At 72.4% G+C, this 23,597-nt stretch carries 23 protein-coding genes; 11 read left to right on the top strand and 12 right to left on the bottom strand.

Features of this window, described 5'->3' with window-relative positions:
* The first annotated feature begins 57 nt into the window (after positions 1–57).
* The 3 genes from DVR05_RS18155 (at position 58) to DVR05_RS18145 (ending at position 4,203) form a co-directional block, all read left to right on the top strand.
* On the top strand, positions 58–276 hold the full coding sequence (locus DVR05_RS18155) for a helix-turn-helix domain-containing protein (RefSeq protein WP_116247106.1): 219 nt from the start codon (positions 58–60) through the stop codon (positions 274–276).
* Positions 277–355: 79 nt separating this feature from the next.
* A complete protein-coding gene (locus DVR05_RS18150) occupies positions 356–1,561 on the top strand; it encodes a site-specific integrase (RefSeq protein ID WP_116247105.1) in 1,206 nt (401 codons plus the stop codon).
* A 257-nt stretch (positions 1,562–1,818) separates the two neighbouring features.
* Positions 1,819–4,203 carry a Tex family protein gene (locus tag DVR05_RS18145; protein WP_198659236.1) on the top strand — a complete coding sequence of 795 codons (2,385 nt, stop codon included), beginning with the start codon at positions 1,819–1,821 and terminating at the stop codon, positions 4,201–4,203.
* Between the two features lie 39 nt (positions 4,204–4,242).
* On the opposite strand, the gene DVR05_RS18140 is transcribed toward DVR05_RS18145, so the two are convergent.
* The 3 genes from DVR05_RS18140 to DVR05_RS18130 form a co-directional block, all read right to left on the bottom strand.
* Positions 4,243–6,273 (bottom strand): CocE/NonD family hydrolase, encoded by a 2,031-nt coding sequence (locus DVR05_RS18140; RefSeq protein WP_116247103.1) that lies wholly within the window; start codon positions 6,271–6,273, stop codon positions 4,243–4,245.
* Positions 6,236–7,579 (bottom strand): acetyl-CoA carboxylase biotin carboxylase subunit family protein, encoded by a 1,344-nt coding sequence (locus tag DVR05_RS18135; protein ID WP_116247102.1) that lies wholly within the window; start codon positions 7,577–7,579, stop codon positions 6,236–6,238. The genes DVR05_RS18140 and DVR05_RS18135 overlap by 38 nt, the downstream gene beginning before the upstream one ends.
* A gap of 233 nt (positions 7,580–7,812) precedes the next feature.
* Positions 7,813–9,288: a carboxylesterase/lipase family protein gene (locus tag DVR05_RS18130; RefSeq protein WP_116247101.1), complete on the bottom strand. Its 1,476-nt coding sequence runs from the start codon at positions 9,286–9,288 to the stop codon at positions 7,813–7,815.
* Between the two features lie 162 nt (positions 9,289–9,450).
* On the opposite strand from DVR05_RS18130, the gene DVR05_RS18125 reads away from it, so the two are divergent.
* Positions 9,451–10,407, top strand: a complete 957-nt coding sequence (locus DVR05_RS18125) for an NADPH:quinone oxidoreductase family protein (RefSeq protein ID WP_116247100.1) — start codon at positions 9,451–9,453, stop codon at positions 10,405–10,407.
* Here the strand turns inward: DVR05_RS18125 and DVR05_RS18120 are convergent.
* Positions 10,385–11,323 carry an LLM class flavin-dependent oxidoreductase gene (locus DVR05_RS18120; RefSeq protein ID WP_116247099.1) on the bottom strand — a complete coding sequence of 313 codons (939 nt, stop codon included), beginning with the start codon at positions 11,321–11,323 and terminating at the stop codon, positions 10,385–10,387. The genes DVR05_RS18125 and DVR05_RS18120 overlap by 23 nt on opposite strands.
* A complete protein-coding gene (locus DVR05_RS18115; protein ID WP_116247098.1) occupies positions 11,320–11,625 on the bottom strand; it encodes a GNAT family N-acetyltransferase in 306 nt (101 codons plus the stop codon). The genes DVR05_RS18120 and DVR05_RS18115 overlap by 4 nt, the downstream gene beginning before the upstream one ends.
* A 154-nt stretch (positions 11,626–11,779) precedes the next feature.
* Between DVR05_RS18115 and DVR05_RS18110 the strand changes: the two genes are divergently transcribed.
* The 4 genes from DVR05_RS18110 to DVR05_RS18095 are packed head-to-tail and all read left to right on the top strand — an operon-like array spanning position 11,780 to position 15,546.
* A complete protein-coding gene (locus DVR05_RS18110; RefSeq protein WP_116247097.1) occupies positions 11,780–12,535 on the top strand; it encodes an SDR family oxidoreductase in 756 nt (251 codons plus the stop codon).
* Between the two features lies 1 nt (position 12,536).
* Complete coding sequence (locus DVR05_RS18105) at positions 12,537–13,319, top strand: SDR family oxidoreductase (RefSeq protein WP_116247096.1); 783 nt, start codon at positions 12,537–12,539, stop codon at positions 13,317–13,319.
* Complete coding sequence (locus DVR05_RS18100; protein ID WP_116247095.1) at positions 13,316–14,335, top strand: phosphotransferase family protein; 1,020 nt, start codon at positions 13,316–13,318, stop codon at positions 14,333–14,335. The genes DVR05_RS18105 and DVR05_RS18100 overlap by 4 nt, the downstream gene beginning before the upstream one ends.
* Positions 14,335–15,546, top strand: coding sequence for an acyl-CoA dehydrogenase family protein (locus DVR05_RS18095; RefSeq protein ID WP_116247094.1), 1,212 nt, complete (start codon positions 14,335–14,337; stop codon positions 15,544–15,546). The genes DVR05_RS18100 and DVR05_RS18095 overlap by 1 nt, the downstream gene beginning before the upstream one ends.
* A gap of 79 nt (positions 15,547–15,625) precedes the next feature.
* Here DVR05_RS18095 and DVR05_RS18090 read toward each other — a convergent pair whose 3' ends face one another.
* From DVR05_RS18090 to DVR05_RS18080, 3 genes are all read right to left on the bottom strand, one after another.
* Positions 15,626–16,258 carry a TetR/AcrR family transcriptional regulator gene (locus DVR05_RS18090; protein ID WP_198659235.1) on the bottom strand — a complete coding sequence of 211 codons (633 nt, stop codon included), beginning with the start codon at positions 16,256–16,258 and terminating at the stop codon, positions 15,626–15,628.
* 111 nt (positions 16,259–16,369) lie between these two features.
* Positions 16,370–16,795 (bottom strand): HD domain-containing protein, encoded by a 426-nt coding sequence (locus DVR05_RS18085; protein ID WP_116247092.1) that lies wholly within the window; start codon positions 16,793–16,795, stop codon positions 16,370–16,372.
* Positions 16,796–16,885: 90 nt separating this feature from the next.
* Positions 16,886–17,296, bottom strand: a complete 411-nt coding sequence (locus DVR05_RS18080) for a VOC family protein (RefSeq protein WP_116247091.1) — start codon at positions 17,294–17,296, stop codon at positions 16,886–16,888.
* Between the two features lie 82 nt (positions 17,297–17,378).
* Here DVR05_RS18080 and DVR05_RS18075 point away from each other — a divergent pair, with 82 nt between their 5' ends.
* Positions 17,379–17,996, top strand: coding sequence for a TetR/AcrR family transcriptional regulator (locus DVR05_RS18075; protein ID WP_116247090.1), 618 nt, complete (start codon positions 17,379–17,381; stop codon positions 17,994–17,996).
* Between the two features lie 10 nt (positions 17,997–18,006).
* Positions 18,007–18,495 carry a GbsR/MarR family transcriptional regulator gene (locus DVR05_RS18070; RefSeq protein WP_116247089.1) on the top strand — a complete coding sequence of 163 codons (489 nt, stop codon included), beginning with the start codon at positions 18,007–18,009 and terminating at the stop codon, positions 18,493–18,495.
* A 1-nt stretch (position 18,496) separates the two neighbouring features.
* Here the strand turns inward: DVR05_RS18070 and DVR05_RS18065 are convergent, their stop codons facing one another.
* From DVR05_RS18065 to DVR05_RS18050, 4 genes are read right to left on the bottom strand one after another with little or no spacing between them, the layout of a single operon-like run.
* On the bottom strand, positions 18,497–19,291 hold the full coding sequence (locus tag DVR05_RS18065; protein WP_232832206.1) for an ABC transporter ATP-binding protein: 795 nt from the start codon (positions 19,289–19,291) through the stop codon (positions 18,497–18,499).
* Positions 19,288–20,307: an iron chelate uptake ABC transporter family permease subunit gene (locus DVR05_RS18060; protein ID WP_116247190.1), complete on the bottom strand. Its 1,020-nt coding sequence runs from the start codon at positions 20,305–20,307 to the stop codon at positions 19,288–19,290. The genes DVR05_RS18065 and DVR05_RS18060 overlap by 4 nt, the downstream gene beginning before the upstream one ends.
* 35 nt (positions 20,308–20,342) lie before the next feature.
* Positions 20,343–21,359 (bottom strand): iron ABC transporter permease, encoded by a 1,017-nt coding sequence (locus tag DVR05_RS18055; protein ID WP_116247087.1) that lies wholly within the window; start codon positions 21,357–21,359, stop codon positions 20,343–20,345.
* Positions 21,360–21,378: 19 nt separating this feature from the next.
* Entirely contained in the window at positions 21,379–22,410 is a 1,032-nt protein-coding gene (locus DVR05_RS18050) for an iron-siderophore ABC transporter substrate-binding protein (protein ID WP_116247086.1), read from the bottom strand.
* A 286-nt stretch (positions 22,411–22,696) separates the two neighbouring features.
* Between DVR05_RS18050 and DVR05_RS18045 the strand changes: the two genes are divergently transcribed.
* Positions 22,697–23,494 (top strand): cyclase family protein, encoded by a 798-nt coding sequence (locus DVR05_RS18045; RefSeq protein WP_116247085.1) that lies wholly within the window; start codon positions 22,697–22,699, stop codon positions 23,492–23,494.
* Positions 23,495–23,597: the final 103 nt, after the last annotated feature.

Raw genomic sequence — 23,597 nt, 5'->3', positions numbered from 1 at the left:
CGAATAGCCGCCAAGCACGCCGCCGGGACCGCGCCCCTTGGAAGGAGCACATCCATCATGACCGAACACCCCATCCCCGCACAGCGCCTTCCGCAGGCTCTGTACACCGTCGAGGATGCGACGCAGGCCCTCCGTCTGAGCCGCGCGGAGCTGTATGAGCAGATGCGCGCCGGACGCCTGCGCTTCGTCAAGGTCGGCCGTGCCCGCCGAATCCCGGCCAGTGCGATCACCGAGTTCGTCGCCTTGCTGGAAAAGGAAGCCGAGTTGGCCGCCTGATCTGACGTGCGGCCGCATCACTGATGCGGCCGCACGTCTCCGCCCCTGGTTCGACCTCATAGAAAGGAACACGGATTCGATGCCCAGCGAAAACGAACCCCAGGAAGGCAAGAAACGCCGGGGCCGTCGGGGTGAGGGGAGCATCCACTGGGACAAGGATAAGAAGTGCTACGTCGGGTCGATCTCCTTGGGGTTCGATGCCCGAGGGAAACGCCGCCGACCCAAGGTCTACGGAGCGACGAAGACGGAAGTTCGCAACGAACTTCGGAAACTCCGAAACGAACTCGATGCAGGTGTGAAGTCCTCTGCAAGGTACACGGTCGCGGACGCCGTTGACGACTGGCTCGGGACCCCGAAGAAAGGACGCTCAGAGGATACGGTGAACCAGTACCGGCAACAATTCAAGGTACACATCAAGGACACCATCGGCCGCCTCAAACTTCGAGATCTCGAACCTGAGGACGTAGAGGAATGGTTGGACGACCGGTCCGACGTACTGGCGACATCAGTGCTTCGTCGCCTCCTGTGGATCCTCCGCTCAGCGATCCAGCAAGCCCAGAAACGCGGCAAGGTCATTCGGAACGTCGCCGATCTCGTGGAAGCACCCGAAGGCCAGCCCGGCCGACCCAGCAAATCACTCACGCTCGTTCAGGCACGAGCACTGCTCAACTCCGCACGCGGCTACGCGCTCTACCCATACATCGTGGTGATGCTGACGACCGGGATTCGGAACGAGGAAGCCCGAGCGCTCAAATGGGACCTGGTGGATTTGGAAGGGGACCCGGTAGCGGACCCGCCTATCCCCCCGTCGATCTCTGTGTGGCGCTCTGACCGCGTCGGCGGTGACACCAAGACACGCAAGAGCAAGCGCACTCTCGCTCTGGGGGAGCTCGCGGTGGAGGCTCTGAGGGACCGCCGCCAGGAGCAAGAGCGGCAGCGGGTACAGGCCGGTGAGAACTGGCACGATGCGGGGCTGGTGTTCTGCACAGCGATGGGGAAGCCCTACACACGGTTCACCACGAACAAGATGTTCCTACCGATCCTCAGGAAGGCCGGTCTGGAGAACTGGACACTCCGTGAGTTGAGGCACAGCTTCATCTCGATGATGTCCGCGGACGGTGTGCCGATCGAGGAGATCGCGCGCATCGCCGGACACGCCACGACAGTGACCACGGAGACCTACTATCGACGGGAGCTGAGGCCCGTCCTCACCGAGGGGGCACAGCGGATGGACGCGATCCTGACGGATGAGGGGGTGAACGGAGAGGGTCAGGCACCCTCTTAGGCACCTGACACCCCTTCGCAGTAGCTCTGACCTGCATGTGGTGCCGTGCCGGCAGTGCATGTGCCAGGGCTACCGGGGGCCCATCCCCCTGGACGAGTACTACGCCCCCGACCTGACCGAGGGCAACAACCCGTAGGGCGCGCCGGGTACGGGAAGCTGGGACACGGGCAGCGCCGGGATGACAACCGTCCGTCCCGCCGCGACAATGGCCCAGCACCGAACAGCCAGAGAGTGGACGTTTACCAGTGACGACCCCTGTGACACCCACGATCGACCAGCGCATCGCCGAGGAACTCGGCGTGGGCGCGCACCAGGTCACCTCCGCCGTCGAACTCCTCGACGGCGGCTCGACCGTGCCCTTCATCGCCCGGTACCGCAAGGAGGCGACCGGCGGGCTGGACGACGCCCAGTTGCGCACGCTGGAGGAACGCCTGCGCTACCTCCGTGAGCTGGCCGAACGCCGGACCGCGATCCTGGAGTCGATCCGGTCCCAGGGCAAGCTGGACGAGGAGCTGGAGGCGCGCATCAACGCCGCCGACTCCAAGGCCCGCCTGGAGGACATCTACCTCCCCTACAAGCCCAAGCGCCGCACCAAGGCCCAGATCGCGCGGGAGGCCGGGCTCGAACCGCTGGCCGAGGGCCTGCTGGCCGACCCGTCGCGGGACCCGCAGGAGTCCGCCGCCGCCTACGTGGACGCCGACAGGGGGGTGCCCGACGTCAAGGCCGCCCTCGACGGCGCCCGCGCCATCCTCGTCGAACGCTTCGCCGAGGACGCCGACCTCACCGGGCTGCTGCGCGAGCGGCTGTGGAACCGGGGGCGTCTGCGGTCGACCGTCCGTGAGGGCAAGGAGGAGTCGGGCGCGAAGTTCTCCGACTACTTCTCCTTCTCCGAACCCCTGACCGAGCTGCCCTCCCACCGCGTCCTGGCCCTGTACCGGGGGGAGAAGGAGGAGGTGCTCACCCTCACCCTGGAGCCGGAGGAGCCGCCCGCCGAGAACCCGGACGGCACCACCCCCCGCAGCTCCTACGAGGACGCGATCGCCCACCACTTCGGCATCGTCGACCGCGGCCGCCCCGCCGACCGCTGGCTCCAGGACACCGTCCGCTGGGCCTGGCGCACACGCGTCCTGGTCCGGCTGGACATCGACGTGCGCATGCGGCTGTGGCAGCGGGCCGAGGACGAGGGCGTGAACGTCTTCGCCGCCAACCTGCGCGACCTGCTGTTGGCCGCCCCCGCGGGCACCCGCCCCACGCTGGGCCTGGACCCGGGCCTGCGCACGGGTGTGAAGGTCGTGGTCGTCGACGGCACCGGCAAGGTGGTGGCCACCGACACGATCTTCCCGCACGCGCCGCGCAAGGACTGGGAGGGCTCCCTGGCCACGCTGGCCCGCCTGTGCGCGGCGCACGGCGTGGAGCTCGTGGCCATCGGCAACGGCACGGCCTCACGCGAGACCGACCGCCTCGCCGCCGACCTGCTCAAGCGCCATCCCGAGCTGAAGCTCACCAAGGTGATGGTGTCCGAGGCGGGCGCGTCGGTGTACTCGGCCTCGGCCTACGCCTCCGAGGAGCTCCCCGACCTGGACGTGTCCCTGCGCGGCGCCGTCTCCATCGCCCGCCGCCTCCAGGACCCGCTGGCCGAGCTGGTCAAGATCGACCCCAAGTCGATCGGCGTCGGCCAGTACCAGCACGACCTGGCCGAGGCGAAGCTGTCGCGTTCGCTCGACGCGGTGGTGGAGGACTGTGTGAACGGTGTGGGCGTGGACGTCAACACCGCCTCGGTCCCGCTGCTGACCCGGGTGTCGGGGGTGACCTCCACGCTGGCGCGCAACATCGTCGCCCACCGGGACGCCAACGGCCCCTTCCGGAGCCGCGAGGAGCTGCGCTCGGTCCCCCGGCTGGGTCCCAAGGCCTTCGAGCAGTGCGCGGGCTTCCTCCGGATCCCCGGCGGCGACGACCCGCTGGACGCCTCCGCGGTGCACCCGGAGGCGTACCCGGTCGTGCGACGCATCCTGGACCGGGTCGGCACCGACCTGCCGTCCCTGATCGGGAACAGGGCCGTCCTGTCCAGGATCCGCCCCCAGGACTTCGTCGACGACACGTTCGGGCTGCCGACCGTCACCGACATCCTCGCCGAGCTGGACAAGCCCGGCCGTGACCCCCGGCCCGCGTTCACCACCGCGACCTTCAGGGAGGGCGTGGAGAAGCTGGAGGACCTGGCCTCCGGCATGATCCTGGAGGGTGTGGTCACCAACGTGGCCGCCTTCGGGGCGTTCGTGGACGTGGGCGTGCACCAGGACGGTCTGGTCCACGTGTCGGCGCTCTCGCACAAGTTCGTCGAGGACCCGCGCGACGTGGTCAAGCCCGGCGACGTGGTCCGGGTGAAGGTCCAGGACGTCGACATCCAGCGCAAGCGCATCTCGCTCACCATGCGCCTGGACGAGGAGACGGGCTCCGGCGGCGGTCGCGGCGACCGCGCGGGCCGGGACGAGCGCGGCGGTCGCGGTGACCGGCGTCGCGGGGGCGGCGGCAACGGTCGCCGGGGAGGCGGCGGCCGCGGCGGCCGCGGCGGTCGCGACGCCCGCGACGGCGCGCCGTCGGGGGCGATGGCCGACGCCCTGCGCCGCGCCGGTCTGACCAGGTAGGGACCGCGACACCGGTGGCCGGGACCCGCGGGGTCCCGGTCACACGTGGTCCCGGGGGATCACCGCGGTGAAGATCCTCGTCACCACCCGCTCGTCGCCCTCGTAGGCGTCGAGCGTGGCGTGCACGTGGAAGTCGGTCGGCGTCGACGTGAGCACGGTGCGGGTCCTCGTCTCCACGGACCAGTCCCCGCGGGCGAAGCCCATCGTCCAGTCCGTCTCGCCCCTGACGGTGTCGTAGTCGTCGCCGACCCAGCCGTAGGTCTCCTCCGCCCGCCGGCTCACCTCCAGTCCGATGTCGTCGAAGCGCACCGTCCCCAGGTCCTTGACCACGTTCAGCGAGGCCCGGTAGTGCACGAGGTCGTGGGCCAGGTCCCAGCGGTGCTCCGGCGGTGAGAGCTGGCTCGTCGTGACCGGGGCGGTGCCCTCGGGCTCGCCGAAGGCCGCCACCTCCGGCTCGTCCGCGGCGCCGGTCAGGTGCACCGGGAGCAGCAGCCGCGTGGACGCGCCCGGGTACACGGCGAGCCGTACGGGTTCGGGTGAGGGCCAGGCGAGCGGCCAGTACGAGGTGGAGACCGAGACCCGGATCCGGTGTCCGGGCGGGAACGCCTGCGCGATGCCGTTGAGGGTGACCGAGACGCGGTACCTGCGCCCGGGCACGAGCGGGCGGGGTTCCGCGTGGCCGTCGGCGTGTGTGAGGTTGAGCAGCCCGTAGGTGACGCGGGCGGCCTCCCCGTCGGGGCTGACGTCGTTCAGGCGCACCGCGACCATCGCGTCGGGCCGGTCCACGGAGAGTTCGAGGTCGACCACCGGGGAACCCAGGATCTCCACTCGTTCCGGGAGCGGCGCGCTGTCGAAGACGATCGACCCGCCGTCGTCCTCCCTCTGGTCGTGGGGCAGGTCCGGAGGCGCGTTGTAGGAGCACCACTTGCCCGCGTGCTGGCCGGTGGACAGCGGTGAGGACAGGGTCAGGACAGTGCCGTCGCCGGGCTCCTCCCCCTCGCCCAGCACCCGGCCGTGCCACAGGGCGCGGGACACGGGCGCGACCGTCGGCGACGGCCACCCCGCCGCCGCGACCCAGCGCCCGGGCCGTTCGTCGTAGGAGGTGGAGGGCGGCACGCTCTCCTGCATCCACGCCCGGAGCATGGGCGCGTCCATCACGTCGTTGTCGACGTCCTTGAGCCAACGGTCCCACCAGCGCACCACCTCCTGGAGGAAGCCGATGGCGGGGCCGGGCTGGCCCAGGTGGGGATACTTGTGCGACCAGGGGCCGAGGAGTCCCAGCCGCGGTACGCGCAGCCCCGTCAGGAGCCGGAACACCGCGTTGGAGTAGCCGTCGGCCCACCCGCTGACGGCCATCACGGGCACCTGGATCGCGGCCAGGTCCTCGGCGACCGATCCGTGCCTCCAGTAGTCGTCGCGGTGCTGGTGGCGCAGCCACGTCTCCAGCCAGAGTCCGCTGTGCTCCAACCGGTCGTGCCACATCAGCCGCCACCGCTCACCGACCAGCTCCGGGTCGGGGGGGCAGGAGTTGTAGGCGAACATGGTGGAGGCCCAGGAGAGGTTGTCGACGAGCAGGCAGCCGCCCATGTAGTGGACGTCGTCGGAGTAGCGGTCGTCGGTGGAGCAGGCGGTCACGATCGCGCGCAGGCTCTCGGGGCTCCGGGCCGCGACCTGGAGGGCGTTGAACCCGCCCCAGGAGATCCCCATCATGCCGGTGCGGCCGTCGCACCAGGGCTGGTCGGCGAGCCAGGCGAGCACCTCCTCGGCGTCCAGGAGCTCCCGTTCCAGGTACTCGTCGGTGAGCACCCCCTCGGAGTCTCCGCTGCCGCGCAGGTCCACGCGGGCGCACGCGTAGCCGTGCCCGGCCATGTAGGGGTGGTGCACCGAGTCGCGCTGGGCGGTGAGGTCGCGTCTGCGGTACGGGATGAACTCCAGGATCGCGGGCACGGGGCGCTCCTCGCTGTCCTCGGGGCGCCAGACGCGCGCGGCGAGCCGGGTGCCGTCGCTGAGCGGGATGGGGACGTGGACGTCCTCACGCACCTCGTGCGGCAGTTCGCTGACGGTTCTCATCGTCTCCGGTTCCTCTCCGCGGTCGGCCGGCGTCGGCGGAGCCCACGACGGTGAAGGGCAGTTCCCGCGCACAGGCGTGGAACCCGCGCTTGCACTCCTCGGCGTCCCGCCCGGGCACGAAGACGTCGGCGAGTTCGAAGCTGTAGCTGTCCTGGATCGGCAGTTCGGAGAGCCACCGGCCCGCACGCGCGGTGACCTCCACCCTCGCCCTCGGGACCCGCGCCTCGGCGCGCGCGACGTCCGCCCGTGTGGGGACCGCGGACAGGAAGCCGTCGCGGAAACTGCGCACGAACCACTTGGCGGCCATCGCGGCCCCGCCCTCGCGCTCCAGCACGGGTTCCTCCCCGAGCGCGATCCGCAGGGCGATCTCGTGGTTGGACACCCCGCGCACGAGCTCGAACAGGCGGGCGTGCGACTGGGAGTGGCGGGGGTTGATCTCCAGGAGCGTGACGGTGTCGGTCTCGGGGTCGTGGAAGAACTCGACGTTGAAGGTGGTGTCGTCGAGTCCGACCCGGGTGATCACGCGGTCGGTCAGGTCGAACAGGCGGTCGCGGACCGCCTCCGGCGCCCGGGAGGGGTACTCATAGCACAGGAAGCTCGACGTGCCGGGGTAGAGGAGGGAGTCGACGAGCGCGTAGGAGTGGGACACGCCGCCACGGACGTAGCCTTCGACGGTGAGCTGGTCGCCCGTGGCCTCCTCCTCCGCGAGCCCGGCGGTGCCGCCGACGGAGCGGATCGCGGCGGGCAGCCGGATCCGGTCCATCACCCACTGGAAGGGCGCGCCCACCCGTGCGGCGCCCGCCCTGATCCGTTCGACCGCCGAGGCGTACTCGGCGCGGTCGGTCACCCGGAAGGCGAGTTCGGACGAGAAGGACTTCACCGGTTTGACCCACAGCGGGTAGGACAGGCCCGCGGGCTCGGTGGGGGACCGGAGGTCGATCGCGGCGAACCTCGGCACGGCCTCGGGTATGGCGACCCGCTGCTCCAGGCGGCTCCAGTACTTGTGCTCGCAGCGGACGACGGCCTCCAGGGGCGCGCACGGGAGTCCGCGCGGCCGGCACAGCAGGGGGACGAGTGAGCTGACCGGGAAGTCCCAGAGGCCGATGATCGCGTCGACCGAGCCGTCGAAGGAGTCCAGCCGTCTGGACGCGAGCGCGAGCAGGCCGGGCATGTCCATGTCCCTGTCCTGGCCGATCTCCTCAAGATCGAGCAGGGTCAGGAACCGGCAGTTTTCGGCGCCGGGCAGCGCGTGCAGTATCTCGCGGTTCGGTTCGTCGAGCCCGAGGACGAAGACGTTCGTGGTCATCGCTCACCTCCGGTGGGACACAGCGAGCCTCGACCATCCTCACCAAGCGTCCTACCGGGGATCCGGCGCGCCGAAACGCGGGCGTGCGCCCCTCACCCGCGGTGTCGTCGGAACCGGCGTGCCCGCGCCCGCGGGAGTCGGCGGTTTTCCACAATTTTTGCCCTCTCCTCGGGTGCCCGGGCGCCCGGGGAGCCTCAAAGTGGGATCGCCGGCGGCCGCCGCGCGGCCGCCCGTCACCGGGGGTCGAAGGACACGTCCGCCCACAGTCGGCGCACCGGTGAGACGTCGTCCGGGTGGAGGTCGTCGACGAGGTCCCACACCCTGACCGGTGTCGCGTCGGCGGTCACCCGGGGCCAGCCGGGGTCGCCGGAGGAGGCGAAGGCGCTCCAGGCGCCCGAGAAGCGCTCCGACAGCGAACGGTGGGCGTCGGTGACCGTGTCGTCCAGTAGGAACCGGGCCAGGTCCGCTTCGAGGGTGTCGAAGGCGAAGGGCAGGTCGAAGGCGTGGCACGCGCCGAGTCTGCCCTCCATGACGGTCGTCTCGGCGGCCAGGCGGAAGACGTGCGACCGGCCTCCCCCGGCGGCGTGGGCCTCGGCGAAACGCACCGTGTACCTCGAGAACAGGGCGTCGCCCATGATCTCGTCGTAGAGCTCCGCCACCGAGGCATTCGGGTGGATCGCCCGGTAGTCGTCCACCGCGCCCTCCGGCAGTCCCGCTCTGGCGACGGCCTTGGCCAGTTCCGCCTCGTCGTCGGTCCCGGCGCCGCCCAGTCCGGTGAACAGCCGGTACTCGTGCGCGTTGTGTCCGATCAGCAGGTCCACGTCGCGGGTGGCGCCCTCGGCGGCCGCCCGGTGCGGAGCGACCGGGAGGTCCGCGCCGCCGACCACGGGCGCGTAGCACGTGAGCGTCCCGGGGCGGCGGCTCAGGACGTCGTCGGTGGCCGCCAGGATCCGTTCCGGCGGCAGGGCGGCCAGGGCCTCGGGGTCCAGCGGCACCCCCGCCGCGTCGGCGACCTGTTCGGAGACGGCCAGCGCTGACGCCCGGCTGACCATGTCGGCGGGGACGCTGTGCGCGATGGCGCGGTGGAAGAGCCCTCGGGCCGGGGGCGAGGTCATCAGGCACACGACGGCGCCCGCCCCGGCGGACTCCCCCGCGATCGTGACGTTGTCCGGATTCCCGCCGAAGGCGGCGACGTTGTCGCGGACCCAGCGCAGGGCGGCGATCTGGTCGAGCATGGCCCGGTTGTCCGGACGCCCGGGCACGTGGCCGTAGCCCTCGAAGCCCAGGCGGAAGTTGACGCTGACCACGACGAGGCCGCGCTCGGCCAGGCGGGTCCCGTCGTAGATCGGTTCGGCGGAGGATCCGACGATGTAGGCGCCGCCGTGGAACCACACGAGGACGGGTGCGCGCTTTTCCGGGCGGGCGCCGGTCCACACGTTGAGTGTCAGGCAGTCCAGCGACGTGTCGGGGTTCCAGGGGTGGGCCCCGATCATGCCGGGGGTCTGCGGGGCGGGCGGGCCGAAGTCGGCGCAGTCACGCACACCCTCCCACTCCGCGGCGGGTTCGGGTGCGGCGAAGCGGTTCTCCCCGAAGGGCGGGGCGGCGTAGGGTAGCCCGCGGAAGACGGTGACGCCCCCGTCCGCGGAGCGGGGCGAGGGTGTCCCCCGGACCCGTCCGGCCTCCGTCGTCACGATCCTCTCGTCGTCCACGTGTGGCCTCCCGTCGGGTGTTCGACCCCACTTTCCTAACAGCGTCAGGTTTGCTGCGCAAGAGGGCCGGTCGGGCACGGCGTCCGCTCGGGGGTGACGTTCGCCGCCCTGTGACACGTGACATACCATCCGGTCGGTACGTTCCTACGAGCGGAGGCCACCATGCGCGCCATCCAGATCACCGAGTTCGGCGGACCCGAGGTCCTGGTCCCCACCGAACTCCCCGACCCCCAGCCGGGGCCGGACGACGTCCTCGTCGAGGTGTCCCGCGCCGGGATCAACTACGCCGACACCCACCAGGCGGAGAACAGCTACCTCGCCCCCTCCACCCTGCCCATGGTCCCCGGCGGGGAGATCGCCGGACGCACCGCCGACGGACGCCGCGTCGTCGCCCTGACCGCGGGCGGAGGCTACGCCGAGCGGGCCCTGGCCACCCCCGGGTCCACCTACGACATCCCGGACGGCGTCTCCGACGAGGCCGCGCTCGCCCTGATCGTCCAGGGGGCCACCGCGTGGATCCTGCTGCGCAGGAACGTGCGGATGGACCCGGGCGAGTCCGTGGTCGTCCACGCGGCGGCGGGCGGGGTCGGCACGCTCGCCGTCCAGCTCGCCAAGGTCTTCGGCGCGGGCCGCGTCATCGCGGTGGCCAGCAGTCAGGCCAAGCGCGACCTGGCCCTGGAGCTGGGCGCCGACGCCGTCGTGGACTCCGCCGCACCGGACATGACCGAGGCACTGATCGCCGCCAACGGGGGCCGCCGCGTGGACGCGGTGCTGGACATGGTCGGCGGCCGGGTGACCGACGAGAGCCTCCGCGCCCTGGCCCCGTTCGGCCGCCTCGCCTTCTACGGCATGGCCTCGCGCGAGGAGCCCACACCCGTGCGGCCGGCGAATCTCATGCGCTTCTCCACCACCGTGAGCGGGATGTGGCTCCCGCACGCCTGGCTGCTGCCCGGCGACGTGGTCGGCCAGGCCATGACGGAGCTGTTCGCGATGGTGGCCGACGGCCGCCTCCGGCCGGTCCTCGGCGGCACCTACCCGCTCTCCGAGGCGCACCGCGCGCACGAGGACCTGCGGTCGCGCGGGACCGTCGGCAAGCTCACCCTGGACCCGTCGAAGTAGCCCCGGGACGGGACCGGACCGGTCGTCCCCGCTCGGCCCGCACGGCCTCGCGGACGGCCGGGGCCACCTCGGCGGCGAACCGCCCCACCTGGGCGACCGGATCCGTCGCCGGGCCGAACAGGAACGTGTCCATGCCGTAGTCGACCGCCAGCTCGGTCAACTCGTCCACCCACTGGTCCACCGGCCCCTCCAGGAACCCCTCGGAGGGGCCGTCGGTGATCATCCCCCACACGTTGTAGGCACGACGGATCGACGCCGGGTCGCGACCGGCCTCGGCGGCGCCCGCGTCGATCCGCGCGTGCATGTCCGCGAGCTGGTCGGGGCGGGCGAAGCCGCTGGAGGGCAGCCAGCCGTCGGCCACCCGGCCCAGCTCACGCAGCAGCCGCGGCCCCAGGACGCCCAGCCAGATCCCGATGTCGTGGGCGGGTGCGGGCCCCGGACGCACCCCGGACAGCCGGTAGTGCTCCCCCTCGAAGCGCACCGACCGCTCACCCGACCACAGCGCCCGGATCACCTCGACCGCCTCCAGGAGGGCGTCGGCGGCCTCGCGCGGCGAACGCCGCCCGCCGCCCATGGCCACCACGGCGTCCCAGAACGCGCCCGCACCGAGCCCCAGCTCGAAGCGCCCCCCGGAGAGCACGTCCAGGCTGGCCGCGGACTTGGCGATGATCGCGGGCGGGCGCAGGGGCAGGTTGGCCACGTCCGGGAACACCCGCAGCCGCTCGGTGCGGGCCAGCACGGTGGCCATGAGGGTCCAGGTGTCCAGGTGCGCGCGCTGGTAGGGGTGGTCCTGGATGCCCGCGAACTCCAGCCCGCCGTGCTCGGCGGCGGCCACGACCGCCCACAGGACGTCCAGGTCGGCGGCGTCAGGCGACGGGAAGACGCCGAAGGAGACGTCGCGTCCGTAGTCGGTCACCCCTCCCCCTCCTCCGCCGGAGCCCGGTAGACCAGGTCGGCGTACTCGCGGTGGCGGGCGATCCAACCCTTGACGAAGGGGCACAGCGGCAGGACCGACAGCCCGCGCGACCGCACGTCGTCCAGCGCCCCGCGCACGAGCGTCCCTCCGACCCCCTGCCCCTCGAAGGCCGGATCGACCTCGGTGTGCGTGAAGGTGACCAGGTCACCGGTACGCACGTATTCGGAGAACCCCGCCACCTCCCCCTCGACCCGGATCTCGTAGCGGCGTTCGTCCGGCGCGTCGGTCACCTCGGTTGCCATGAGAGCCCCGTTTCCACGTTCGCGTTCGCGTTCCGGCCGGATGCGGCCCAGCGCCATTGTCACCCGGTGTCGGCCGGACGCCCCTTGCGGCGCGCCCAATGGTCCACGTAGAGTCCCTTCATACATACCGACCAGTCGGTTTAAGGAGATCGAGATGACTTCCCGGTTCGGCGGACGGACCGCCATCGTCACCGGAGCCAGCCGCGGCATCGGCCTGGCCATCGCCCAGCGCCTCGTCGACGAGGGGGCCCGGGTGTGCGTCACCGCGCGCGGGGCCGAGGCCCTGGACGAGGCGGTCCGCGCTCTGGGCGGCCCCGACCACGCCATCGCCGTACCCGGCAAGGCCGACGACCCCGCGCACCAGGACGCCGCGATCGCCGCCGCCCTGGACGCCTTCGGCAGCGTGGACCTGCTGGTCAACAACACCGGCATCAACCCCGTCTACGGCCGCATGATCGACCTCGACCCCGCGGCCGCGCGCAAGATGGTCGAGGTCAACGTCCTGTCGGCGATCGGCTGGGTGCAGCGGGCGCACAAGGCGTGGATGGGCGAGCACGGCGGCGCGATCGTCAACGTCTCCTCCGTGGCCGGGACCAAACCCGCGCCCGGCATCGGCTTCTACGGCGCCACCAAGGCGATGCTCAGCCACATCACCACCGAACTGGCCGTGGAACTGGCGCCGAGCGTGCGCGTCAACGGGGTGGCCCCGGCCGTGGTCAAGACGAAGTTCGCCTCCGCCCTGTACGAGGGCCGGGAGGAGCAGGTGGCGGCGGGCTACCCGCTGGGCCGCCTCGGCGTCCCCGAGGACGTGGCCGGAGCCGTGGCCTTCCTGCTGTCCGAGGACGCCGCCTGGGTCACCGGCCGCACCCTGGTCCTGGACGGCGGCGTCACACTCACCGGGGGGTTCTGACATGGAGCTGAGCGAACGCGGGGCGGTCGTCACGGGAGCGGGCAACGGGATCGGCGCGGCGCTCGCCCGCCGTCTGGCCGAGTCCGGGGCGCGCGTGGTCGTCAACGACCTGGACGCCGCCGCGGCCGAGGCCGTGGCCGCGTCGATCGGCGGGGTGGCCGTCCCCGGCGACGCCGCCAGCGAGGAGGGCGTCACGGCGCTGATCGCCGAGGCCGGCGCCCACCTGGGCGCGATCGACCTCTACGTCGCCAACGCGGGTGTGGGCATCGGGTTCGGGCCCGAGTCCCCCGAATCGGACTGGGAACTGTCCTGGCAGGTCAACGTGATGGCGCATGTGCGCGCCGCACGCGAACTGCTGCCGGGCTGGCTGGAGCGGGGCCGGGGGCGCTTCGTGTCCACGGTCTCGGCCGCGGGACTGCTGACCATGCTCAGCAGCGCGCCCTACTCGGTGACCAAGCACGCCGCCCTGGCCTTCGGCGAGTGGATGTCGGCCACCTACGGAGACCGGGGCGTCACCGTGCAGTGCGTGTGCCCGATGGGGGTGCGCACCGCGATGCTGGAGGCCAGCGGGGACACCGGCAAGGCCCTGATGGAGGCGGACGCGATCACCCCCGAGGAGGCCGCCGACGCGGTCATGGCGGGGCTGGCGGACGGCCGGTTCCTCATCCTGCCCCACCCGCGGGTCGCCGAGTACTACGCGGCCCGGGCCACCGACACCGACGGCTGGCTGGCGGCGATGCGGCACCTGCGGTCGAAGGTGTTCACCGAGGAGGGCGGAGCATGACCGAGGAACTTCCGGGGCTGGACCCGGAACGGCTGCGCGCCTACCTGGACCGGGCGGCGCCAGGGCTGGTCTCGGGCCCGCTGGAGGGCCGCGTCATCGCGGGCGGCAAGTCCAACCTCACCTACGTCGTCACCGACGGCCGGGGCAGCTGGGTGGTGCGTCGGCCGCCGCTGGGACACGTGCTCGCCACGGCCCACGACATGCCGCGCGAGTACCGCGTCATGACGGCGCTGCGGGACACACCCGTTCCCGTGCCGCGCACCCACACCCTGTGTGAGGACACCGATGTCCTCGGGGCCCCCTTCTACGTCATGGAGTACGTGGCGGGCACCCCCTTCCGCACCCGCGACGAGATCGCGGTGCTGGGCGCCGAGCGGATCAGATCCGTGGCCGAGTCACTGGTCGGCACACTGGGCGCGCTGCACGCGGTGGTGCCCGAGGAGGTCGGGCTGGGGGACTTCGGCCGCCCCGCCGGTTTCCTGCAGCGCCAGGTGCGGCGGTGGGGCAAGCAGCTGGACGCCTCGCGCAGCCGCGACATCCCCGGCATCGACGAGCTGCGCGACCGGCTCGCCGGGACGATCCCCGAGCAGTCGTCCCCCGCGATCGTGCACGGCGACTACCGGCTCGACAACGTCCTGGTCACCCCGGACGGGAGGCTCACGGCCGTCCTGGACTGGGAGATGGCCACTCTCGGCGACCCGCTCGTGGACCTGGGGCTCATGCTCGTCTACCGGGAGCAGGCCACCGACGTCGGCGGTGGCGCCGCCCCCGCGACCTCCGCCGAGGGCTTCCCGACCTCGGCCGAACTGGTGGAGCTGTACACGGCGGCCACCGGCCGCGACGTGTCCCGGCTCGCCTGGTACGTGGCGTTCGGCTGCTTCAAGCTCGCGGTGATCGCCGAGGGCATCCACCTGCGGCACAGCCGGGGGCTCACCGTCGGAGCGGGCTTCGAACGGATCGGCGAGATGGTGGCACCGCTGGTCGAGCGCGCCCACGCCACCCTGAAGGAGGACTGATGGACTTCACCTTCGACGAGGAGACCGAGAAGCTGCGCACGCGGCTGCTGGCCTTCATGGACGACCACGTCTACCCGGCCGAGCCGGTGTTGGCGGCCCAGCTCGCCGAGCGCGACGACCCGTGGTCGACCGCGCCGGTGGTCCGCGAGCTCCAGGCCAGGGCCCGTGAGCAGGGACTGTGGAACCTCTTCCTGGCGGGCCACCCCGAGCACGGCGGTGTCCCCAACCTCACCTACGCCCCGCTGGCGGAGATCACCGGCCGCAGCCCCCGGCTGGCGCCCGCCGCGCTCAACTGCGCGGCCCCCGACACCGGGAACATGGAGGTGCTGGCGATGTTCGGCACCCAGGAGCAGAAACGGCGCTGGCTGGAGCCGCTGCTGGCGGCGCGGATCCGCTCGGCCTTCGCGATGACCGAACCGGACGTGGCCTCCTCCGACGCCACCAACATCGCCACCACCATCACCCGGGACGGGGACTCCTACGTCGTCAACGGCCGCAAGTGGTACATCACCGGGGCGCTCAACCCCGACTGCGAGATCCTCATCGTCATGGGCAAGACCGACCCGGACGCCGAACGCCACCGGCAGCAGAGCATGGTGCTGGTGCCGCGCGACACCCCGGGGGTGACCGTCCGGCGCGGCATGAACGTGTACGGCTACGACGACAGCGACCACGGCGGACACGCCGAGGTCGTGTTCGAGGACGTGCGCGTGCCCGCCGACCACCTCATCGGCGGGGAGGGTGACGGGTTCGCCATCGCCCAGGCCCGTCTGGGGCCGGGGCGGATCCACCACTGCATGCGCTCGATCGGCATGGCCGAGCGCGCGCTGGAGCTGACCTGCCGCCGGGTGCTGGACCGGGTGGCGTTCGGGCGCCCCCTGGCCGACCAGGGCGTGGTGCGCGAGTGGATCGCCGAGGCGCGCGTGCGCATCGAACAGCTGCGCCTGCTGGTGCTCAAGACCGCCTACCTGATGGACACGGTCGGCAACCGGGGCGCCCACACGGAGATCCAGGCGATCAAGATCGCCACCCCGCGCACGGTGGAGTGGATCCTGGACCGCGCCATCCAGGCGCACGGGGCGGCGGGCGTCAGCCAGGACCTGCCGCTGGCCGCGTGGATGGCGGGTGTCCGCGCGCTGCGGCTCGCCGACGGCCCCGACGAGGTGCACCTGCGCTCGCTGGCCCGCGCCGAGCTGGCCCGTCACCGGTAGGGAGGCGGGGCGCGTGCGCGCCCCGTCCCGTGTCCGCACGGGGCCCGGGCGTCCGGCCGAGCCGGATGCCCGGGCGTTCTCAGTCCCGCGGGCGCAGGCCGCTGATGAGCATGTCGGCGAAGTACCGGCCGACGTCCTCTCCGGACAGGGGGCCGTCCTTGCGGTACCAGGTGCCCAGGTGGTGCACCGAGCCGAAGAAGTAGTCGACGACCAGGTCGGCGGGCACGTCGTCGCGGAAGACGCCCTCACGCTGCCCCTGCCGGATCAGGTCGCGGAAGTGCTCGTGGTAGCGGCGCCGCTCGGCGCGCACGGTCCGCTGCTTGTCCTGGTCCAACTGGTGCATCGAGCGGAAGAAGATGACGGTGTCGTCCAGGTTGGCGACGCTGGTGACGATGACGTCGGCCGCCGCCTCGCGGACGCGCTCGGCGACGGGGGCGTCCTTGGCCGCGATCCGGAGCAGGTGTTCGGTCTGCATCCGCAGTACGCGCGCGTAGACCTCGTAGAGCAGGTCGTCCTTGGAGCCGAAGTAGTGGTACATCGCGCCCTTGGTGACCCCGGCCGCCGCGACGATCTCCTGGACCGAGGTCCCCTCGAAGCCCCGCTCGGCGAACAGCCGTGTCGCCGCCCCGAGTAGGCGTTCGGGCACGGCCCCGCGTTCGGACACGGCTCCCTCTCCGTCGTCCGTTCCGACCGTTCGCTGTACTCGCGCCATGTCCAGCCTCACCTCGCGCCCCCGTCCAGCGGGGGCGAACCGCCATCGCCCAGGACAGCATACCGACCGGCTGGTACCCCCTGCACGTGCTGACGCACGCCCGCCGTGGGCTCAACCGCGCAGGATCTCCCGGGCCCGGGCGTACTTGGCGCGCAGCCGCACGGCCGACTCGGGAGGCAGCCCGGCCAGTCGGCCCTCGTCGGAGTTGTGGGCGTTGTCGGCCAGTTTGACGAGCCGCCCCAGGGGGTCGGCGGCCGCCCGGCGCACGAGGTCGTCGTAGGACTCCCCGGGGCGGCGCGTCACCGACTCCACGGCGCGCACGACGTCCTCGGGGACGCCCTGGTCGCGCAGGTCGGCGGCGGTCAACGGGGTGTCCTCCAGCACGTCGTGCAGGACCCCGGCCATCTGGGCGTGCTCCCCGTGCTCGGCGAGCAGGTCGCGCACGGCGAAGACGTGCTCGACGTAGGGCCGCCCGGCCTTGTCGGTCTGTCCCGCGTGCGCCCGTTCCGCCAGCCGTGACGCCTCCCCCAGCCGCATCCGCCGCCCCCTTCCTCCTCGTTCGGCCGTTCCGGGGCCATTGTCCTCCCGGCGGGAGGCGCGCCGCCCCTCGCCCCCCGGCGGCACCCGTCACCGGTACTGGTCGGCGAAGGACGCGGAGGGCTCGATCGGCGTGATCACGTCGACGAGGACGCCGCTGGGGTCGGCCACGATGAAGTGCCGCTGACCGAAGTCCTCACTGCGCAGCGGCAGCTCCGGGGTGAGTCCGCCGCGTTCGACCAACCGCTCCCACTCCGCGTCCACGTCCTCCACCTCCAGATTGAGCAGCAGCCCGCGGACGGGAGCCCGGTAGGGCTCGGGCAGCGTGGGGTGGGTGTGGTCGAGCAGAGCCAACTCGTGGGCGGGCGGTCCGGGGCGGCGCAGACTCACGTACCAGTCGGCCTCGAAGGTCACCTCGAAACCGAACAGCTCCGTGTAGAAGGCGCGCGTCTCGTCGATCCGGGACGTGCAGATCACGGGATAGAAGCTGGTCAGGCGCATAGTCGCCCCTTTCGCATACTCTTGGTATGCGAAGGTACGCTATTGGCGTACCGAAGGTATGTCAATAGGCGGGGAGGAACCGATGGCCGAGAGCGTCCGCGCGCGCCAACGCGAACGGACCCGGAGGGCGCTGGTCGGACACGCCCGTCGGCTGTTCGCCGAACACGGATACGCTGAGGTCGGCCTGGCCCAGGTCGTGGCGGCGGCCTCGGTGACCAAGGGCGCCCTCTACCACCAGTTCGACGGCAAGGCCGACCTGTTCCGCGCAGTGCTGGAGGAGGTCCAGGCGGAGGTCGCCGCGACGGTGGCGGAGGCCGCCGAGATCCACGACGACCCCTGGCTCCGGCTCACCGCGGGGTGCCGGGCGTTCCTCACCGCCAGCACAGACGCGCGGGTGCAGCGGATCATGCTCGTGGACGGCCCCGCGGTTCTGGGCTGGGACGCCTGGCGGGCCATGGACGAGGCGGGGTCGGCCCGCCACCTGGCCGAGGCGCTCACCGCGTCGGCCGACGCGGGCCTGCTGCGACCGCAGCCGATCACGCCGCTCGCCCGCCTGCTCTCCGGCGCGATGAACGAGGCCGCCCTGTGGTTGGCCGCGTCCGGGACCGACCGCGACCTGGAGGACGTGTGGACCGCCCTGTCGGGCATGCTGGAGTCGCTGCGGGCCGATCCGGCCGCGACGGCGAGCGGCGGACGATAAGCTGACCCGCATGTCGGAGAGCGAACGGGAGGAGCGGGAGTTCAGGGCCGACTTCGTCCGGCGCTTCTCCGAGTACTGGCAGTCGCAGGGCCGTCCCCGCGCCGAGGGGCGCATCGTGGGCTTCCTCCTGGTTGCCGACCGCGAGGCGGTCACCGCCGAGGAGGTCGTCGAGGGCGCCCAGGTCAGCCGCGGGTCGGTCTCGCAGTCGGTGCGCCGCCTGGCGGACCTGGGCTTCGTCACCCTGACCGAGGCGCCCGACCGGCGTTCGCGGCTGATCACCATGGACGAGGACGTGTGGGGCGGCTTCCTGCGCAACGAGCGCGGCTATCTCAGGCAGCAGCGCGATCTGGCCAGGTCCGCGCTGGACCGGCTCCCCCGGCTGAGCGCCCCCTCCCGCAACCGTCTGCGCAACATGTACGACTACATGACCTGGCTCGACGACTACCATGACACCCTCCTGGCGCACTGGGAGGAGTACAAGGCGCGGCGGGACCGCTGAATCAGGACCGCTCGTGCGGGATGACCAGCGGGGTCCTGGTACGCGGGTCGGGCACCACGTCGCAGTCCAGACCGAAGACCTCCCCCACGAGCCGCGCGGTGACCACGTCCTCCGGCACGCCGTCGGCGACCACCCGGCCGCCGCCCATCATCACCAGCCGGGTCGCGAACCGAGCCGCCTGCGCCAGGTCGTGCAGGACCGCGACGATCGTCCGCCCCCGTCGGTGCAGGTCGGCGAAGAGCTCCAGCAGTTCGTACTGGTGGGCGATGTCCAGGTAGGTGGTCGGCTCGTCCAGCAGCAGCACGCCGGTGTCCTGGGCCAGGACCATCGCCACCCAGGCGCGCTGGCGCTGCCCGCCGGACAGCGACCCCACCAGGGAGTCGGCCAGGTCCGCCATGCCCGTGAGCGCCAGGGCCTCCTCGACCGCCTCCTCGTCGCGCGGGCTCCACTGCCGCAGCAGGGTGTGGTGCGGGAACCGGCCGCGCGCGGCCAGGGCCCGGACGGTGATGCCCTCCGGGGCCAGGGGGCTCTGCGGGAGAAGCGCCAGTCGGCGGGCGACCGCCTTGGCCCGCTGGGAGCGGATGTCGCGGCCGTGCAGCAGGACCCGGCCGGACACCGGCCGGGTCACCCGGCCCAGCGCCTTGAGCAGGGTGGACTTGCCACAGCCGTTGGGACCGACGATGACGGTGAACTCGCCCGCGGCCACCGCCAGGTCGAGGTCGCGCACGACGGGGTCGGCCCCGTACCCCAGGGTGAGGCCCTCCGCGACCAGCACCGGACCGTTGCCCTCACTCACAGAACACCCTTCCGCCATTCACGAACCAACAGACAACCCAGGTACACGCCGCCCAACGCCATGGTCAGGACGCCGACCGGCAACCCCTCGGCCGCCGGGGCCTGCTGCACGACCAGGTCCGCCGCGGCCAGCAGGAGCGCCCCGACCAGTGCGGACACCGCCAGGTTCGGTCCGGGGACCCCGGTGGTCCGGCGCGCGATCTGCGGCGCTGTCAGGGACACGAACGCGATCGGACCCGCGACGCTGACCGCGACGGCCGACAGCACCACCGACAGCACGACGGCGACCGTCCGGGTCCGCCCGGCCCGGGCGCCGAGCGACTCGGCCAACTCGTCGCCCATCTCGTTGACCGTGACCGGCCCGGCCAGAGCCGCGACGAACGGGACGGCCAGGGCCACCACGAGCCAGATGGTCGCGGCGTGGTCCCAGGACCGGGCGCCCAGGTTGCCGTACAGGTAGGCGGACAGGACGGTGGCCTCGTTCCTGGCCAGGACGGCGACCGTGTACTGCGTGAAGGCGTGCGCCATGGCGGCGACGCCGATGCCCGCGACGATGAGGCGGCCGGGGTGGCGCAGCCCGGTGCCGGTGGTCACGGCCACGGCCATCATGGCCAGCGCCGATCCGGCCAGCGCGCCGAGGGGAACGGAGACGGTGCCGGGCAGCAGCAGCGCGGCCGCCGCGGCTCCGGCCCCGGCGCCCGCGCCCAGCCCGATCACGTCCGGACTGCCCAGCGGGTTGCGGGTCACGGACTGGAACAGGGCGCCCGCCATGCCCAGGGCCGCACCGGTCCCCAGGGCGACGGTCAGGCGCGGTCCGCGCAGGCGGTCGAGGACGAAGGTCTCGGTGGCCTCCCCCGCCCCCGTGACGACGGCGGGCAGACGGGTGAGCGGGACGCCCAGCCGGCCGAGCGTGAGCGTGAGCGCGGCGACCGCGACCAGGAGGAGGGCGTACAGCGCCGCCCACGCCAGGGCGCGCGGACGCAGCGGCAGGGCGATCACGCTCCCCACCCGCAGCACGGGGCCCGCCGCCGCCCGGCGTCCGGCGGCCCGGCTCACGTCGCCCCCCGCATCCGGCGCACCGCGTACAGCAGCACGGGCGCCCCGATGAAGGCGGTGACCACGCCGACCATGAGCTCGATCGGCCGGGCGATCGTGCGGCCCACGACGTCGGAGAGCAGCAGCAGGGTGGGGCCGACGAGCAGGGCGAAGGGCACCTGGAGGCGGAAGTCCACGCCGATCAGGGCCCGGACGACGTGGGGGACGGCCAGTCCCACGAAGCCGATCGGTCCCACGGCCGCGGTCGCGGCGGCCGCCAGGACGGTGGCCGCGACGAGGGCGCCGGCGCGCACCACGGCGGTGTTGGCGCCGGTGGACACGGCGGCCTCCTCTCCCAGGGCCAGGACGTTGAGCCCGCCGGACGACAGCAGGGCCACGACGGTCGCGGCGGCGATGACGGGCAGCACCGCCAGGGCGACGTCCAGGTCCCGGCCGGCCAGGGAGCCGACGACCCAGTACCGGTAGGTGTCGAACACCTCGGGCATGCTCAGCGAGACCGCCTGGACGTAGGCGGTCAGGACGGCGGAGACCACCGCTCCGGCCAGGACGAGCCGGGCCATCCCGCCGTCTCCGCCCCGGGTGCCGACGGCGTGGGCGACCAGCCCGGCCGTGAGCGCGCCGGGCAGGGCCCACCACAGGGCCCCGGTGGTCGTGGTGGGCCCGAACAGAGCGGTGGCGGTGACCACGGCGGCGGCCGCGCCGGCGTTGACGCCGAGCAGGCCCGGATCGGCGAGCGGGTTGCGGGTGACGCCCTGCATGAGGGTGCCCGCCAGGGCCAGCGCGGCTCCGACCAGGGCTCCCACGACGGTGCGCGGGACGCGGGCGGCCACCACGGCGGCGGTGAACCCGTCCGCCTCACCGGTCAGGACCGCCCACAGATCGGCGGGGGGCGTGGGCCGCCCGCCGAGGACGAGGCTGAGGACGGCCGCCCCGACCAGGGCCGCCGCACCCGCGCCGAGCGCGGCGGCGGTGCGGACGGGCCTCCTCCGGGGCGGCGCCGAGAGCGTGTTCACGATCGGTGTGCCGGACGGGTCAGCCGTCGACCTTCTCCGCGGCCTCCTGGATCAGGGGCACGTAGCGGTCGATCACCCAGGGGACGGTGAGCGGGTTGATGATGGAGGAGGCGGTGACGAGGGAGGTGTCGTCGCTGGCGACCACGGATCCGCGCTCGATGGCGGGGATGGCCTGGTAGAGCTCCTGCGCCTCGATCTCCGCCCGGGTCTCGGGGTCGCTGTAGAAGGTGAAGATCAGGTCGCTGTCGCTGAGCTGGTCGGCGTTCTCCAGCCCGATGACCGCCGAGTCGGTGCCCTCGGTCTCGGGGAAGGTCTCCACGACCGGGTCGACGGTCAGCCCCATGTTGCTGACCATGGCCACGCGCTGTTCGGTGGGCATGAGCACGCCGAGGGTGCCGGGGCCGTCGGTGTAGATGTAGGAGAAGACCAGGTCCTCGAACTCGGGGTGCTCCGCGGCGACCGCGGCGAACTGGTCCTCGACGTCCTCGATGAGCCCGGCTGCCTCGTCGGGCTGGCCGAGCGCGGTCCCGATGACCTCGATCTGCTCGTCCCACTCGGCGTTCCACGCCTCCTCCGCGTAGGCGACCGTGGGCGCGATGTCGGTGAGGATGTCGTACTGGTCCTGGGTGATCCCGGACCAGGGGGCGAGGATGACGTCGGGCTCCAGTTCGATGATGGCCTCGAAGTCGATGTCGTCGGCCCCGGTGAACTGGGTGGGCAGCTCGTCGCCCGCCTCGGTGACGGCCTCGTGGATCCACGGCAGGTAGCCGGTCTCGTCACTGCCCCACTCGTAGCTCTCGATGCCGACCGGGGTCACACCGAGGGCGATCGCGGTCTCGGCCGAGCCCTGGCCGAGGGTGACCACGCGCTCGGGCGCCTCGGGGATCTCGGCCGAGCCGAGGGCGTGCTCGATGCTGACGGGGAAGGTCCCGTCCGCCGCGGCGCTCTCGCCGCCGCCCTGGTCGGCGGGCTCGGCGCCGCAGGCGGCCAGCCCCAGGGCCAGGAGGGTGGTCGTTCCGATACCGCCCAGACGGCGGAGGGTGGAGTCCATGCTGACGCTGCTTTCTTCGTGACGGGGAGGAGGTCGCCTCGTGTCCGGGAGGCCGCGCGGGGTGGGGACCCCGGGGGGGTGCCACAGAGGGCTGAGCAGGACGACCCCGGCGAGAAGCAAGGTTAGTCTAACCTCACTTCTCCGCTATTTCAAAAAATCTGAAACGTTCGGGTGCCTCAACGCCCCACCTCAGGGGCGTTGACACCCGGCGCACGGGGACCTGTGCCAGGGTGGATCCGGACAGGCCCGGCACGCGGCCGGAGCCCGGGACAGACGAGGGGAAGACATGTGCCTGCGTGGAACCGGTGAGACCGTCCGCTCCCGCAACGGGGAGGCGGCGGCCGGGGTTCCGGCGGTCGCGCCGGAACCCCGACCCCTGCCGGGCGGCCACCGGCGGATCGCCGACCTGAGCCACGTGGTCTCGCCGACGATGCCGACCTTCGACGCCGAGAAACCGCTCCGGGAGCCGACCGGCCCGGCCCTGCCCGAGGGGGAGTTCGGCTTCTGGTTGCAGCGGTGGACGTTCACCGAGCACACCGGCACCCACCTGGACGCGCCGGGGCACGTGATCGGCGGCGGCCGGACCGTCCCGGAGATCCTCCCGCACGAACTGGTCGTCCCCGCGGTCGTCATCGACGTCCGGGACCGGGCGGCCGAGGACCCCGACACGGTGGTGACGGTGGACGACGTGCTGGCCTTCGAACGGGTCCACGGGCCGGTCCCCTCCGGGGCGGCGGTGCTGATGAACTCCGGTTGGGACGCCCGCTGGGACCGGGGCGACGAGGCCGTGCGGGGTGTGGGCGAGGACGGGACCTGGCACTTCCCGGGGTTCGGCCCACAGGCGTGCGAGTTCCTCCTGTCGCGGCGCGGCGTGGCCGGGGTCGGGGTGGACACCCTGAGCACCGACCCGGGGAACTCCACGGAGTACCCGGCCCACGAGGTGGTCGGACGGGCCGACCGCTGGGGCCTGGAGTGCCTGCGGGGCCTGGACCAGCTGCCGCCGAGCGGAGCGACGATCGTGGTGGGCGTGTTCCCCGGTCAGGACGCTTCGGGCGGCCCCTGCCGGGTCCTCGCGCTCTGGTGACTCAGGCCGAGCGGCGCCCGGACCGCCCGTCCGGGCGCCGGGGGACGATGGTGGGGTTGACGTTGTCGATCACCGTCTCCCGCGTGATGATCACCTGACCCAC

The organism is Nocardiopsis sp. FIRDI 009 (genome assembly GCF_003386285.1).
Lineage (GTDB): Bacteria > Actinomycetota > Actinomycetes > Streptosporangiales > Streptosporangiaceae > Nocardiopsis.
The sequence above is the reverse complement of the archived record's forward strand: the minus strand, read 5'-3'. Positions and strand labels throughout refer to the sequence as shown.

Excerpts from the sequence above, each read along its gene's own strand:
- DVR05_RS18050 (WP_116247086.1), bottom strand. The coding sequence starts at position 22,410 with ATGGACTCCACCCTCCGCCGTCTGGGCGGTATCGGAACGACCACCCTC.
- DVR05_RS18045 (WP_116247085.1), top strand. The coding sequence starts at position 22,697 with ATGTGCCTGCGTGGAACCGGTGAGACCGTCCGCTCCCGCAACGGGGAG.
- DVR05_RS18095 (WP_116247094.1), top strand. The coding sequence starts at position 14,335 with ATGGACTTCACCTTCGACGAGGAGACCGAGAAGCTGCGCACGCGGCTG.
- DVR05_RS18140 (WP_116247103.1), bottom strand. The coding sequence starts at position 6,273 with ATGAGAACCGTCAGCGAACTGCCGCACGAGGTGCGTGAGGACGTCCAC.
- DVR05_RS18150 (WP_116247105.1), top strand. The coding sequence starts at position 356 with ATGCCCAGCGAAAACGAACCCCAGGAAGGCAAGAAACGCCGGGGCCGT.
- DVR05_RS18075 (WP_116247090.1), top strand. The coding sequence starts at position 17,379 with ATGGCCGAGAGCGTCCGCGCGCGCCAACGCGAACGGACCCGGAGGGCG.
- DVR05_RS18155 (WP_116247106.1), top strand. The coding sequence starts at position 58 with ATGACCGAACACCCCATCCCCGCACAGCGCCTTCCGCAGGCTCTGTAC.
- DVR05_RS18115 (WP_116247098.1), bottom strand. The coding sequence starts at position 11,625 with ATGGCAACCGAGGTGACCGACGCGCCGGACGAACGCCGCTACGAGATC.
- DVR05_RS18085 (WP_116247092.1), bottom strand. The coding sequence starts at position 16,795 with ATGCGGCTGGGGGAGGCGTCACGGCTGGCGGAACGGGCGCACGCGGGA.
- DVR05_RS18070 (WP_116247089.1), top strand. The coding sequence starts at position 18,007 with ATGTCGGAGAGCGAACGGGAGGAGCGGGAGTTCAGGGCCGACTTCGTC.
- DVR05_RS18080 (WP_116247091.1), bottom strand. The coding sequence starts at position 17,296 with ATGCGCCTGACCAGCTTCTATCCCGTGATCTGCACGTCCCGGATCGAC.
- DVR05_RS18110 (WP_116247097.1), top strand. The coding sequence starts at position 11,780 with ATGACTTCCCGGTTCGGCGGACGGACCGCCATCGTCACCGGAGCCAGC.
- DVR05_RS18100 (WP_116247095.1), top strand. The coding sequence starts at position 13,316 with ATGACCGAGGAACTTCCGGGGCTGGACCCGGAACGGCTGCGCGCCTAC.
- DVR05_RS18105 (WP_116247096.1), top strand. The coding sequence starts at position 12,537 with ATGGAGCTGAGCGAACGCGGGGCGGTCGTCACGGGAGCGGGCAACGGG.
- DVR05_RS18135 (WP_116247102.1), bottom strand. The coding sequence starts at position 7,579 with ATGACCACGAACGTCTTCGTCCTCGGGCTCGACGAACCGAACCGCGAG.
- DVR05_RS18125 (WP_116247100.1), top strand. The coding sequence starts at position 9,451 with ATGCGCGCCATCCAGATCACCGAGTTCGGCGGACCCGAGGTCCTGGTC.
- DVR05_RS18090 (WP_198659235.1), bottom strand. The coding sequence starts at position 16,258 with ATGGCGCGAGTACAGCGAACGGTCGGAACGGACGACGGAGAGGGAGCC.